Origin of the sequence: Haemophilus sp. HMSC71H05, from assembly GCF_001838635.1 — a bacterium.
GTDB classification, from domain to species: Bacteria; Pseudomonadota; Gammaproteobacteria; order Enterobacterales; family Pasteurellaceae; genus Haemophilus_D; species Haemophilus_D parainfluenzae_R.
The window spans coordinates 1-13596 of sequence record NZ_KV838038.1; the positions used below are offsets into that span (position 1 = coordinate 1).

The window sequence follows — 13596 nt, forward strand, 5'->3', positions numbered from 1 at the left end:
TCGAAGGCGTGGTTATTGCAATTCGTAACCGTGGCTTGCACTCAGCATTTACTTTACGTAAAGTGTCTAACGGTGTAGGTGTTGAGCGTGTATTCCAAACTCACTCACCAGTTGTAGATTCAATCACTGTTAAACGTAAAGGTGCAGTACGTAAAGCTAAACTTTACTACTTACGTGAACGTTCAGGTAAATCAGCTCGTATTAAAGAGCGTTTGGGCGAATAATTCGCAAAATAAAAAAGGCTTGGTTTTCCAAGCCTTTTTTGTTTTTATTAGTGCGGTCAGAATTAAGACCGCTTCATAATTTCAAAAAACTCATCGTTGGTTTTCGCCACCATAAGTTTGTCGATGAGGAATTCCATCGCTTCCACTTCGCCCATTGGGTTAAGGATTTTGCGAAGAATCCACATTTTTTGTAATTCATCTGGTGTGGTAAGTAAGTCTTCTTTACGCGTACCTGAACGGTTGAAGTCGATTGCTGGGAACACACGTTTTTCAGCGATTTTGCGAGAAAGATGTAATTCCATGTTACCGGTACCTTTAAATTCTTCAAAGATAACCTCATCCATTTTTGAACCGGTATCTACAAGTGCAGTTGCAATAATGGTTAAACTCCCGCCTTCTTCTACGTTACGTGCAGCACCAAAGAAACGTTTTGGTCTATGCAACGCATTTGCATCCACACCACCAGAAAGAATTTTACCAGACGCTGGTGTAACGGTATTGTAAGCACGTGCTAAACGCGTGATAGAGTCGAGTAAAATCACCACATCTTTTTTGTGTTCAACAGAACGTTTTGCTTTCTCGATAACCATTTCAGCCACTTGAACGTGACGAGCGGCTGGTTCATCAAAAGTTGAAGCAATCACTTCACCTTTTACTGAACGTTGCATTTCCGTTACTTCTTCTGGACGCTCATCGATTAAAAGCACAATAAGTTCACATTCTGGGTAGTTGTGCGTGATGCTTTGTGCAATATTTTGTAGCAACATGGTTTTACCGGCTTTTGGTGGTGCCACGATAAGACCACGTTGACCTTTACCAATCGGAGAGGCTAAATCCAAAATACGTGCGGTTAAGTCTTCGGTTGAGCCATTACCACGTTCCATTCTTAAACGAGAATTTGCGTGTAATGGGGTTAAGTTTTCGAAAAGAATTTTGCTACGAGAGACTTCAGGTTTGTCATCGTTGACTTGGTCGACTTTTAAAAGTGCAAAATAGCGTTCGCCTTCTTTTGGTGGACGGATTTTACCTTCGATTTTATCACCAGTTTGAAGATTGAAACGACGAATTTGACTTGGAGAGACGTAGATGTCATCAGGACCAGCAAGGTAGGAACTGTCTGCGGAGCGTAAGAAACCGAAACCATCGGGTAAAATCTCCAACACGCCGCCGCCAAAAATATCTTCACCGCTCTTGGCGTGTTGTTTCAAAATAGCAAAAACAATATCTTGTTTACGTAAACGGGCAAGATTTTCCAAACCCATTTGTTCTTCGCCAAGTTTCACAAGATCAGAAACAGGCGTATTTTTAAGTTCTGTAAGATGCATAATTAATAATGTTGGAACGAATAAGAGTTGATAATACTGAAATGTTTGAATGGTGGGCAATGCCCTTAAGAATGGTGCGTAAATTACCACTAAAATTTAATACTGTCTAGTTTTTGTTAGAAAAAACAGGGTAAAATAGCAAACCATAAAGAGATTATTATTGCATATTGATTAATTATGCGTGATAATTGAATAATTAATCAATTTTGATATTAAAAGAAGGATAACCTATGGCTCTCTGGGGTGGTCGTTTTACACAAGCGGCAGATAAACGTTTTAAAGATTTTAATGATAGCCTGCGTTTTGATTATCGTTTGGCAGAGCAAGATATTGAGGGCTCTATTGGCTGGTCTAAAGCGTTAGTCAACGTTGGTGTATTAAGTGCTGAAGAGCAACAACAGCTAGAAGTTGCCTTAAATGAATTATTAATTGAAGTGCGGTCAAATCCACAGGCGATTTTGCAAGATGATGCAGAAGATATTCATAGTTGGGTGGAAAGTAAGCTTATCGATAAAGTGGGTAATTTAGGTAAAAAATTACACACAGGCCGTAGCCGTAATGACCAAGTTGCACTTGATATTAAAATGTGGTGCAAACAACGTGTAACGGAGTTGCAAGCATCTATTCGTAATCTTCAACGTCATTTGGTGCAAACAGCGGAAAAGACGCAAGATGCAGTGATGCCGGGTTATACTCATTTACAACGTGCTCAACCCATCACTTTTGCCCATTGGTGTATGGCTTATGTGGAAATGTTTGAGCGTGATTATTCACGTCTCGCCGATGCTTATAAACGCATGAATAGCTGCCCATTAGGCAGTGGTGCACTTGCGGGGACAGCCTATGCAGTTGATCGTGAACAATTAGCCGCTGATCTGGGTTTTGCTTTTGCGACGCGTAATAGTTTGGATAGCGTATCAGATCGCGATCATATTGTGGAATTACTTTCAACGGCATCTTTAAGCATGGCTCACCTTTCTCGTTTTGCAGAAGATATGATTATTTTCAACAGTGGTGAAGCGAATTTTGTGGAATTATCGGATCGTGTGACTTCTGGTTCATCTTTAATGCCACAAAAGAAAAATCCAGATGCTTGTGAATTGATTCGTGGTAAAGCGGGCCGTGTCATGGGCGCATTAACCGGTATGTTGATGACCTTAAAAGGTTTACCATTAGCGTATAACAAAGATATGCAAGAAGACAAAGAAGGGATCTTTGATGCATTAGATACCTGGCAAGATTGCGTAGATATGGCGACTTTCGTGTTAGATGAGTTAAAAGTGAATACCGACCGTACACGCGAAGCTGCTTTAAAAGGCTACTCAAATGCAACAGAGCTAGCAGATTATCTCGTGGCAAAAGGTGTACCATTCCGTGATTCTCATCACATTGTCGGTGAAACTGTGGTTTATGCCATTGAAAAAGGTAAAGCCTTGGAAGACTTAACCATTCCTGAATTCCGTCAATTCAGCGATGTAGTGGGGGATGATGTATATGACATTCTTTCACTACAATCTTGTTTAGATAAACGTTGTGCGAAAGGTGGGGTTTCACCACTTCGTGTCGCAGAAGCGATTGCAGAAGCAAAAGCGAGATTAGCTTAATTAACGCAAATAAAAAGAGCGGTCAAAAAATGTTGTGTTTTTTGACCGCTCTTTCGTTTTTTTAATCTCTGAAGTTATTAAATTGGAATGGTTGGTCTAATTCAGCCCCTTTCACCAATTGAATAACAGCTTGTAAATCATCACGGGATTTACCGGTTACGCGTACTTGTTCACCTTGAATTTGAGTTTGAACTTTGATTTTTGAATCTTTCACTAATTTAGTGATTTTTTTCGCCATATCAGGTTCAATCCCTTGCTTTAATTTGATTTCTTTGGTGTAAAGTTTACCGTGATGTTCACTTTCTGTTGGAATATCCAATGAGCTATGCTCAATGCCACGTTTTACAAACGCACCAATTAAGATTTCAATTAATTGCTCTAATTGGAAATCAGATTCGGTGGTCACTTTCACGGTTTCGCTTTTTTCATTTAATTCAATGACGGCTTCCACGCCACGGAAATCATAACGTGTACTTAATACGCGGTTTGCATTTTCAACCGCATTACGCACTTCGTGCATAGTAATTTCAGATACGATGTCAAAAGATGGCATAAATTTTCTCCCAAAATGAATTAAATTCGATCATTTGCACTTAAAAGACATAAAAGTGCGGTTAAGTCAGCAAAGTTTACCACAATTTGCGCTTGTTGTTGCACCTTCGGTTTGGCATGGAATGCCACGCCTAATCCGGCGACATTCATCATCGCCAAATCATTGGCGCCATCACCAATGGCGAGGGTGTTTTTGCGTGAAATACTGTATTCCTCAGCGAGTTTTTGCAAGGTATTCGCTTTGTATTGTGCATCGACCACGCTACCTTTTACATTGCCGGTGAGCATGCCATCAATGATTTCAAATTGATTAGACGCCGCAAAATCGAGGTTTAATAAACTTTTTAAGTAATCGGCGAAATAGGTAAAACCACCAGAAGCAATGGCGGTTTTCCAACCATGTAGTTGTAATGTCTTAATGGTTTCAATTAAGCCTGGCATTAAAGGCAATTTTTCACGTACTTGTTGCAAAATGCTTTCTGGCGCGCCTTTAAGCGTACCCACACGGCGACGCAAACTTTGTTCAAAATCGAGCTCGCCACGCATAGCGCTTTCAGTAATGGCAGAAACTAATTCACCCGTGCCAGCAAGTTTGGCAATTTCATCGATACATTCAATTTGAATGGCAGTCGAGTCCATATCCATTACCAATAAACCTTTTTCTGATAATTTTGCATCAAAATCCAGTTTGGCGATGTCTAATTGCAGGTCGTGAGCATGGGCAATAAAATCGGCTAGCCATTTGCCTTTTAAAAGAACAACGGTATTTTTTTCAACGTTCCATGCATCAAAACACAGGAAAGATTGACCGCACTTTTGTTGGAATTCGAGTAATTTGGCTAAATTCAGCGTTGTACCGTATAAAATAAACGCATGCGATTCATCGGAGTGAGGCAAATCAGACGAAAGTGTGGTGGGGAATTGGGGATATTTTTGGGTAATGCTTGCAAGGTTTTGAATTTGCATAGAAAATCCTGTAAATTGTGAATACTCATCTATTCTAGCCGATCTTGGCGAAAAAATGGAAAAACAACGTGCAATTAATTAAAGAAAAACTTCAAAAATCACTGATGTTTGGACTCATCATTCTGCTTTGTATCGGAGCCATGGCGGTGATTTTATTTGGTGTGAAACAATTTAAGATTGGTTCACAGCTTTCAAGTGTGAATCAAGTAGCAAATTTATCGCATACTTTGGTTCGTCAGCAAGCCAATTTATTTTCAGTTTTATTAACCAATAATGCGAAATCCGATCAGCTCGTTGAAAATTTAGATAATTTAGTTAAAGAAAACTTTGTACTCGATGCGACCATTTATGATTATAACGGCAAAGAATTGGCACAAAGTACTAATACCGGCAATCTTCGTGAGCAACTTGGCCTAGAACATAAAAATGAAGGTGAATTTTCAACACAACAAATTGTTGAGCCGATTTATTCCGCTTCCAATAATGCCGTTCGTGGCTTTTTGAGGGTAACATTTGATGCCCAATATGCTCAAACGACGCAGAGCAAAATTAATCAAGTCTTCCACCGCTTATATGGTGAAATTGTGGTGGTTTTTTTATTAGGTGCTTTATTCGCCAGTTCCATTCATTATTTTTTAAGTCATTATCGTCGAACATATCGAAAACCAGTAGAAACTAAAACGGTGGTAAATTTACAAGGTAAATCGAGTAGCCAACGTTTCCATCAACGTCGTCGAAGAATTTGATCAAGGTAAATAAAATTGCAGATATTGCTCAAGTCAATCAGTAAATAAGGTAGAATACTCAGAATTATTTAGATAGGAGAAAAACATGGCAACTCGTAGACAACTCGCCAACGCAATTCGTGCGCTATCAATGGATGCAGTACAAAAAGCAAAATCAGGCCACCCAGGCGCACCAATGGGAATGGCGGATATCGCTGAGGTATTATGGCGCGATTTCTTAAAACACAATCCAAACAACCCTAAATGGGCTGATCGCGACCGTTTTGTGCTTTCTAACGGTCACGGGTCAATGTTGATTTATAGCTTATTACATTTAACAGGCTACGATCTTTCTATCGAAGATTTAAAACAATTCCGTCAATTACATTCTAAAACCCCGGGTCACCCAGAATATGGTTATGCGCCAGGTGTTGAAACCACAACAGGTCCGTTAGGTCAAGGTATCACCAATGCAGTAGGGATGGCGATTGCAGAGAAAACCTTAGCGGGTCAATTTAACCGTAAAGGCCATGAAATCGTAGACCACCACACTTATGTGTTCTTAGGCGATGGCTGTTTAATGGAAGGGATTTCTCATGAAGCTTGCTCTTTAGCAGGCACATTAGGTCTTGGTAAATTAATCGCATTCTACGATGACAACAACATTTCGATTGATGGTCATGTAGATGGTTGGTTCAGCGATGATACCGTAGCTCGTTTTGAAGCTTATGGCTGGCAAGTAATCCGTAATGTAGATGGTCATGATGCAGAACAAATTCGCGCTGCAACCATTCTTGCTCAAGCAGAAAAAGAAAAACCAACATTAATTATTTGTAAAACCATTATCGGTTTTGGTTCACCAAATAAATCAGGTTCTCATGATTGTCACGGTGCACCATTAGGTGATGAAGAAATCGCATTAACTCGTAAAGCACTAGGCTGGGAATATGGTCCATTTGAAATTCCAGCTGAGTACTATGCTGAATGGTCTGCGAAAGAAAAAGGCGCTGCAGCAGAAAAATCTTGGGAAGAAAAATTTGCGGCTTATGCAAAAGCATACCCTGAACTTGCAGCAGAATTTACACGTCGTGTAAACGGTGAATTACCAGCAAATTGGGCGGCAGAATCTAAAGCGTTCATTGAAAAATTACAAGCTAACCCTGCAAGCATTGCGAGCCGTAAAGCATCACAAAATGCAATCGAAGCTTATGCACATGTATTACCTGAATTCTTAGGTGGCTCTGCAGACTTAGCAAGCTCTAACTTAACGTTATGGAGCGGTTCTAAACCAATTCGTGCACACGAAAACGTAGGCGGTAACTATATCAACTATGGTGTACGTGAGTTCGGTATGTCAGCGATTATGAATGGTATTGCTTTACACGGCGGGTTCATTCCTTATGGCGCAACCTTCTTAATGTTCTACGAATATGCACATAATGCGGTGCGTATGGCGGCATTAATGAAACAACGCACTTTATTCGTTTATACTCATGACTCGATCGGTTTAGGCGAAGATGGTCCAACTCACCAACCAGTGGAGCAAACCACATCATTACGCTTAATTCCAAATCTTGAAACATGGCGTCCATGTGACCAAGTAGAGTCAGCTATTGCATGGCAGCAAGCGGTTGAGCGTCAAGATGGCCCAAGTGCGTTGATCTTTACCCGTCAAAACTTAGCACAAATGGACCGCACTTCTGCACAATTAGAGGCAGTTAAACGTGGTGCTTATGTGTTAAAAGACTGTGAGGGTACACCAGAGTTAATCTTCATTGCGACAGGTTCTGAAGTGGAATTAGCATTGAAAGCAGCAGATGTATTGACTGCTGAAGGTAAAAAAGTATGTGTCGTTTCTATGCCAAGCACTAACCGTTTCGATAAACAAGATGCAGCGTACCGTGAAAGTGTGTTACCTGCGGCCGTAACCAAACGTGTTGCAATCGAAGCAGGTATTGCAGACTTCTGGTATAAATACGTCGGCTTTGAGGGTCGCGTGGTAGGTATGAATAGCTTCGGCGAATCAGCACCAGCAGATCAATTATTCAAACTCTTTGGTTTCACCGTGGATAACGTGGTGGCAAAAGCAAAAGAGATTTTATAATTATTAAAATAGATAAGGGCAGGTAATTACCTGCCTTTCTTTTTTAAGAAAGTGTGGTCAAAAAATAAGAAAATTTTTGACCGCACTTTGTTTTTATCTGCTTTCACCTTGTTATCTAAGCCTTTTTTCGTCAATCCATTGAGTTAGCCTTTCAAGTTTGCTAAAATTCGCGACACTTTTTGCGATAAAAAATAAAACGTAAAAAGTGAGTTCGGAAGAAGGTAGCTGGAGAGTAGGGAATTGCCCCTACGCCGACGAGGTAAAATCTTTCAGGCGCAATCGCAAGATTGCAGGGACTGTTACTGGACGAACCCTTGGAGAGATCCATTGCATTTTATCGATGTAAATGGACGCCGAAGGCGCAAAAGAGCGGTCGATTTTTCGATTGTTTTCCAAACGCTCAGGCAAAAGGACAGGGGCAAAAGACAATCCGTATTATCAATATATTTCTATCGGGATTCTTCTTGTCTCCTTGTCGAGTTTATTTGTATTTTAAACGACGAGGAATCATCAATGTCATTACAGACAATCTTATCGGCTATTAGTAGCTTTATATGGGGACCGCCCCTACTTATTCTTTTGTCCGGAACCGGACTTTATCTCACCCTTCGTTTAGGCTTTTTGCAAATTCGTTATTTGCCTCGTGCTTTGGGCTATTTATTTGCCCGTGGTGCAAATAAAGGCAAAGGGGACGTGTCTTCTTTTGCTGCACTTTGTACCGCATTAGCGGCAACTATTGGTACAGGGAATATCGTGGGTGTAGCGACCGCAGTACAAGCGGGTGGACCTGGCGCGATTTTTTGGATGTGGCTAGTTGCATTATTAGGCATGGCAACCAAATATGCCGAATGTTTGCTTGCAGTGAAATATCGTGTGCGCGATAAATACGGTTTTATGGCTGGTGGACCAATGTATTACATCGAACGTGGTCTTGGTATCAAATGGTTAGCGAAATTATTTGCGTTATTTGGGGTGTTGGTGGCCTTTTTCGGTATCGGTACTTTCCCTCAAGTCAATGCGATTACGCATGCGATGCAAGACACCTTTAATGTGCCTGTTGTGATTACTGCAACAGTGGTGACGGTATTGGTCGCTATGATTATTCTTGGTGGAGTAAGACGTATTGCGAGAGCCTCTGCCGTCATTGTGCCTTTTATGGCGCTGGGTTATGTGACGACCTCAATTATCATCTTAATCGTTAATTACGATAAATTACCTGCTGCAATTTCATTAATTATTCAGAGTGCGTTTAATCCTCAGGCAGCTTTAGGTGGTGCAGTTGGCTTTACCGTGATGAAAGCCATTCAATCTGGTGTGGCGCGCGGTATTTTCTCAAATGAATCAGGTTTAGGAAGTGCGCCAATCGCAGCCGCAGCAGCGCAAACGAAAGAGCCCGTTCGCCAAGGTTTAATTTCGATGACGGGGACATTTTTAGATACTATCATCGTATGTACGATGACAGGCTTAGTGCTTGTGATTACAGGAGCATGGAGTAACCCAGAGCTTTCAGGCGCAAGTGTGACTAACTATGCTTTTGCTCAGGGATTAGGTACATCATTTGGTGCAACAATTGTAACAGTTGGCCTATTATTTTTTGCTTTCACCACAATTTTAGGTTGGTGCTACTACGGTGAACGTTGTTTCCTTTATCTAGTTGGTATCCGTGGTATTAAAGTGTATCGCTTCGTGTTTATTGTTCTGGTTGGGGCAGGCTCCTTCCTGACTTTAGATTTAATTTGGATCTTAGCGGATATCGTGAATGGTTTAATGGCCTTCCCGAACTTAGTCGCATTAATTGGTTTACGCAAAGAGATTATTTCAGAAACCAAAGATTACTTTGAACGTTTAAAAGCCACACAACATGATCAAGATGAATTAGCCTAATTCATGTCGTAAAAATAAAAGGGAAGCTGAACGCTTCCCTTTGTTGTTTACAGCTTTACATCATAACAAGTTTACACGGAAATGAAATCACATTTTTTCAGAAATTAGATCCCGATCATATTTTTGAACATTTGTTTTTTTATTTACCTAAAAGCACTTGAAAAAGTGGTTCAAGGTCGATATGTTGTTATTAAAGATGAACGGAACCGAAGGGTTCATTTAAGCAAAAGAGGTAAATGCTATGACACTCAATATCACAAGTAAACAAATGGAAATCACCCCTGCAATTCGTGAACATGTGGAGGGAAGACTTGCAAAATTAGAGAAATGGCACACTCAACTGATTAGCCCACATTTTGTTTTAAGTAAAGTACCAAACGGCTTTTCAGTAGAGGCTTCAATTGGAACTCCATTAGGTAATCTGTTAGCCACTGCAACGGCTGATGATATGTATAAAGCGATCAATGAAGTCGAAGAAAAATTAGAACGTCAATTAAATAAACTTCAACATAAAGGCGAATCCCGCCGAGCAGATGAGCGTTTGAAAGATTCTTTTGAAAAATAGAGAATAATGAGTAGATAAAAGGGCGAACATGATGTTCGCCCTTTTTTAGATATCTTGAATCACTAATTGTAATGCATGGCGTTGGAATTGTTTTGCTTTACGGTGTTTTAAGCGTCTTAAACGCAAGTTGCGTGAGGCAGAGATATCTCTTGATGCTTTTTTCTTTAAAAAAGTTTTTCTTTTTAACATCTTTTTCTCCTTGTTTTTCTTTGAGTTCAATAAAACGTTGCTTTTTCTGACCGCATTTACTCTGTTGCAGTCGCTTGGTTTTCTTGAACGCGATGATAATTCACAATACTATTCATGTAACGGCGAATATTTTCGACATATTGATAGGCTTCATAGCCGCGAGCGTAGCCATATTTTAAGTTTGAATAATGGCGCTTTTCCGATAATAGCTGAAGATTATTTTTTACATCTAACCAGTTATCAGGATTGCCGCCTAATTTTTTAGTTAAGCGACGAGCATCTAAAATATGCCCTAACCCCATATTGTATGCCGCTAAAGAATACCAAATTCGATCTTCTTCTGGAATGCTGTCAGGCATTTGGTCGAGTAGCCAATGCAAATACTCCGATCCCGCTTTTATACTTTGTTCAGCATCTGTGCGATTATTAATATTCATCCGCACAGCCGTATCTTTGGTAAGCATCATCATTCCGCGTACACCTGTTGGAGAGGTGGCATAAGGGTCCCAATGCGATTCTTGATAGGCTACAGCAGCTAATAATCGCCAGTCTAAATTCCCTTTGTATTTTTCAAAGAGCGGTTGATATTGAGGCAGAATTTTTTCTACAGCCTCTAAATAAGCCTGAGTATCCACATAATCAAAGGCAGTAATATGGCGGAAATATTTTTCCTCAATACGATCAATTAATCCAGTTTCAATGGCATTATTCATAAAATCTAACAAGCCTGCTTGTAGCTCATTATAGGATTTATTAGAAAGATACCAATGCACGGTCATTTCATCTGTTAAGTCAAATGCAATTGCTAAGTTAGGGCGAATTTGTTGTGCAGCTGCCACATCAATACTATTTGCAATTGTATAAGGAATTTTGCCTTCCGCTACTTGAATTAATAATTCCTCTTGGGTTAACTGCTTGTTATTCTGCCATTTAAGTGCAGGAAGTTTTTTCTGTGCAAGGGATAATAATTTTTCTAAGTCTTCCCCCGCAGAAATAATAATTTCTTGCTGGACTTGCGCTAAATCTTTCGGGCGATTTTCACCTTTTTTATACACAAGCTGCCAAGAGGCAGAGGTGTAAGATGGTCCTAACTGAAATTTTTCTGCACGCTGAGGCTGGAACAAAAGATTCGCAGCGGCGATATCAATATTATTGTTCTCTAATTCATTAAAAAGCTGATCGTTATTTTCTAAGGTTTTAATTTGTAAGCGAACCCCTAAATAATCAGCAAAGTTTTTTGCTAATTCGTATTCCAAGCCTGATTCGCCTTCATTCCCAATAAAATAGTAAATGGGATTGTTAATGGTGCCGACAATTAGGCTACCGCGATTTTTGATCGTGGTGTAAGGGTTTTGCTCCGATTGCATAATTTTTTGCCAAGGGAAGACCATATCAATTGCCCAAAGTAATAATGCAAAAGCAGCAATAATACGTAAAAATAGACCTTTCAATAGATAAACCTTATAAATTGAGATAAGAGACGATTGTAACGAGAATTAAGACAATAAAAAAGCCCCTTTTACTTCAAGGGGCTGTTAAATAAGGATTAACGTTGGCGATCTCGGCGACCACGCTCATTAAAAGTGCGGTCGTTTTTATCGTTAAATTTACGCTGACGACGTTCACCGTTACGTTCACCACGGAAGCGATCTTGGCCTCGGTCTCCACGTTCATTACGGCGACCTTTTCCACCAAAGTCATTGCCACCACGTCTGTTGTCTGACTGTGCTGCGCCCATAAAGCTCATTTGCATTTGTTTATTTAAAACGCGAGTTTTTCCGAATTGTTGGAGCAATTCTTTTGGCATACCTTGTGGTAATTCAACAGTAGAGTAGTCATCATAAAGTTTGATATGGCCAATATAACGGCTGTTAATATCACCTTCATTTGCGATAGCACCTACGATATGACGTACTTCTACGCCATCTGCACGACCTACTTCGATACGATATAAATCCATCGGTTGTGGGGTGCCATAGCCTTTACGTTCACCACGACGTTCAGCTGAACGTGGATTTTCACGGCGATCACCGCGATCATTACGGTCACGACGACGCTTATCCATTGGTGGATCAGGTGGAAGAATCAGTTTTTGTTCTCCTTGAAGCAACATCAACATCGCCGCAGCAATATCTTCTTGATCCTGATCTGCCGTGAATAAATCTTCCAATAAGCTACGATACATTTCGAGATCGTGATGTTCCAATTGTTTGGTAATCTTGTCTTGGAATTTTTTACGACGACAGGCTTGCAACACTTCATGATTTGGCAATTCAACTTCATTGATTGGTTTTTTCATCAAGTGTTCGATATTGCGAAGTAAACGGCGTTCACGTGGTTCAACGAATAATAATGCACGACCAGAACGACCTGCACGACCAGTACGACCGATACGGTGAACGTAAGACTCTGCATCAAGTGGGATATCATAGTTCACTACAAGGCTGATACGTTCAATATCGATACCGCGCGCAGCAACATCGGTTGCAACGACGATATCAAGACTGCCATTACGTAAGCGATCTAAGGTTTGTTCACGTAATTGTTGGGTCATATCACCGTTTAATGCCGCAGCACGGAAACCGTGTTTTTCTAATAATTCAGTCACATCAAGTGTGCCCGTTTTAGTACGGGTAAAAATGATTGCCGCATCAAAATCTTCCACTTCTAAGAAACGCAATAATGCATCATTTTTACGGAAACCTTGAACATACCAACAGTTTTGTTCAATATCCGGCGCATTATCGTTATTTACTTTGATTTTCACTTCTTGCGGGTTGTTCATGAAGCGTTTTGTGATACGACGAATTGGCTCAGGCATGGTGGCTGAGAAAAGGGCTGTTTGGTGCTCTTCTGGTAATTCTGCCATAACGGTTTCTACATCATCAATAAAGCCCATACGAAGCATCTCATCGGCTTCATCAAGTACGATAGCTCTTAACTCAGAAAGATTTAATGTGTTACGACGGATGTGATCTAAAATACGACCCGGTGTACCTACAACAACTTGTGCACCTTGCTTTAATGCACGTAATTGGATGTCATAACGCTGACCACCATAAAGGGTCACGATGTTGATGCCTTTTGCATATTTCATGAAGTGTTCACAAGCATCAGCAACTTGAATTGCAAGTTCACGCGTTGGTGCCATCACCAATAATTGTGGATGTTTTGCGGCAGGATCAATTTTTGCCAAAATAGGTAAAGAGAATGCGGCAGTTTTACCACTACCGGTTTGTGCCATACCAAGTACATCTCTGCCCTCTAGAAGAGCAGGAATACAAGCTTGTTGGATTGGCGAAGGTGTTTCAAAACCAAGGTCAGAAACGGCTTTTAGAATGAATTCAGGCAAGCCCAAATCATTAAAAGTGATTTTGTCTGTCATTAAAATACTCGAATGTAAGTAAGGAAAGCTCAAGTTCGCTTTCAGGTTTATTTGTTACAAAAGAAAGAAGCAA

At 40.4% G+C, this 13596-nt stretch carries 12 protein-coding genes and 1 riboswitch; of the genes, 6 read left to right on the forward strand and 6 right to left on the reverse strand.

What is annotated here, in order from left to right; translation table 11 throughout:
- A partial coding sequence (rplS, locus tag HMPREF3279_RS08845) for a 50S ribosomal protein L19 (RefSeq protein WP_070868921.1) occupies nucleotides 1-224 on the forward strand: 224 nt, incomplete at its 5' end.
- A gap of 62 nt (nucleotides 225-286) precedes the next feature.
- Here rplS and rho read toward each other — a convergent pair.
- A complete protein-coding gene (gene rho, locus HMPREF3279_RS08850; RefSeq protein ID WP_005695393.1) occupies nucleotides 287-1549 on the reverse strand; it encodes a transcription termination factor Rho in 1263 nt (420 codons plus the stop codon).
- A 230-nt stretch (nucleotides 1550-1779) separates the two neighbouring features.
- Between rho and argH the strand changes: the two genes are divergently transcribed.
- Complete coding sequence (gene argH, locus HMPREF3279_RS08855) at nucleotides 1780-3153, forward strand: argininosuccinate lyase (protein ID WP_070868922.1); 1374 nt, start codon at nucleotides 1780-1782, stop codon at nucleotides 3151-3153.
- Between the two features lie 61 nt (nucleotides 3154-3214).
- On the opposite strand, the gene HMPREF3279_RS08860 is transcribed toward argH, so the two are convergent.
- On the reverse strand, nucleotides 3215-3706 hold the full coding sequence (locus tag HMPREF3279_RS08860; RefSeq protein ID WP_070868923.1) for a YajQ family cyclic di-GMP-binding protein: 492 nt from the start codon (nucleotides 3704-3706) through the stop codon (nucleotides 3215-3217).
- A 20-nt stretch (nucleotides 3707-3726) separates the two neighbouring features.
- Complete coding sequence (gene serB, locus HMPREF3279_RS08865; RefSeq protein ID WP_070868924.1) at nucleotides 3727-4671, reverse strand: phosphoserine phosphatase; 945 nt, start codon at nucleotides 4669-4671, stop codon at nucleotides 3727-3729.
- Between the two features lie 68 nt (nucleotides 4672-4739).
- Between serB and HMPREF3279_RS08870 the strand changes: the two genes are divergently transcribed.
- The 4 genes from HMPREF3279_RS08870 (at nucleotide 4740) to hpf (ending at nucleotide 9949) form a co-directional block, all read left to right on the forward strand.
- Nucleotides 4740-5417 carry a YtjB family periplasmic protein gene (locus HMPREF3279_RS08870; RefSeq protein ID WP_143422669.1) on the forward strand — a complete coding sequence of 226 codons (678 nt, stop codon included), beginning with the start codon at nucleotides 4740-4742 and terminating at the stop codon, nucleotides 5415-5417.
- Between the two features lie 85 nt (nucleotides 5418-5502).
- Nucleotides 5503-7500, forward strand: a complete 1998-nt coding sequence (gene tkt, locus HMPREF3279_RS08875) for a transketolase (RefSeq protein WP_070868925.1) — start codon at nucleotides 5503-5505, stop codon at nucleotides 7498-7500.
- 304 nt (nucleotides 7501-7804) lie between these two features.
- Nucleotides 7805-7926: riboswitch (glycine riboswitch) on the forward strand.
- Nucleotides 7927-8013: 87 nt separating this feature from the next.
- The gene (locus HMPREF3279_RS08880; RefSeq protein ID WP_070868926.1) at nucleotides 8014-9384 is read left to right on the forward strand and encodes an alanine/glycine:cation symporter family protein; all 1371 of its coding nucleotides are present in this window, start codon (nucleotides 8014-8016) and stop codon (nucleotides 9382-9384) included.
- 241 nt (nucleotides 9385-9625) lie between these two features.
- Nucleotides 9626-9949 (forward strand): ribosome hibernation-promoting factor, HPF/YfiA family, encoded by a 324-nt coding sequence (hpf, locus tag HMPREF3279_RS08885; protein WP_005695412.1) that lies wholly within the window; start codon nucleotides 9626-9628, stop codon nucleotides 9947-9949.
- Nucleotides 9950-9994: 45 nt separating this feature from the next.
- Here the strand turns inward: hpf and HMPREF3279_RS10175 are convergent, their stop codons facing one another.
- The 3 genes from HMPREF3279_RS10175 to HMPREF3279_RS08895 all read right to left on the reverse strand — a co-directional run bounded on the left by HMPREF3279_RS10175 (nucleotide 9995) and on the right by HMPREF3279_RS08895 (nucleotide 13523).
- Complete coding sequence (locus HMPREF3279_RS10175; RefSeq protein ID WP_005697833.1) at nucleotides 9995-10138, reverse strand: hypothetical protein; 144 nt, start codon at nucleotides 10136-10138, stop codon at nucleotides 9995-9997.
- Nucleotides 10139-10194: 56 nt separating this feature from the next.
- The gene (gene mltF, locus HMPREF3279_RS08890) at nucleotides 10195-11589 is read right to left on the reverse strand and encodes a membrane-bound lytic murein transglycosylase MltF (RefSeq protein WP_070582590.1); all 1395 of its coding nucleotides are present in this window, start codon (nucleotides 11587-11589) and stop codon (nucleotides 10195-10197) included.
- A gap of 95 nt (nucleotides 11590-11684) precedes the next feature.
- The gene (locus HMPREF3279_RS08895; protein ID WP_070868927.1) at nucleotides 11685-13523 is read right to left on the reverse strand and encodes a DEAD/DEAH box helicase; all 1839 of its coding nucleotides are present in this window, start codon (nucleotides 13521-13523) and stop codon (nucleotides 11685-11687) included.
- Between the last annotated feature and the right edge of the window lie 73 nt (nucleotides 13524-13596).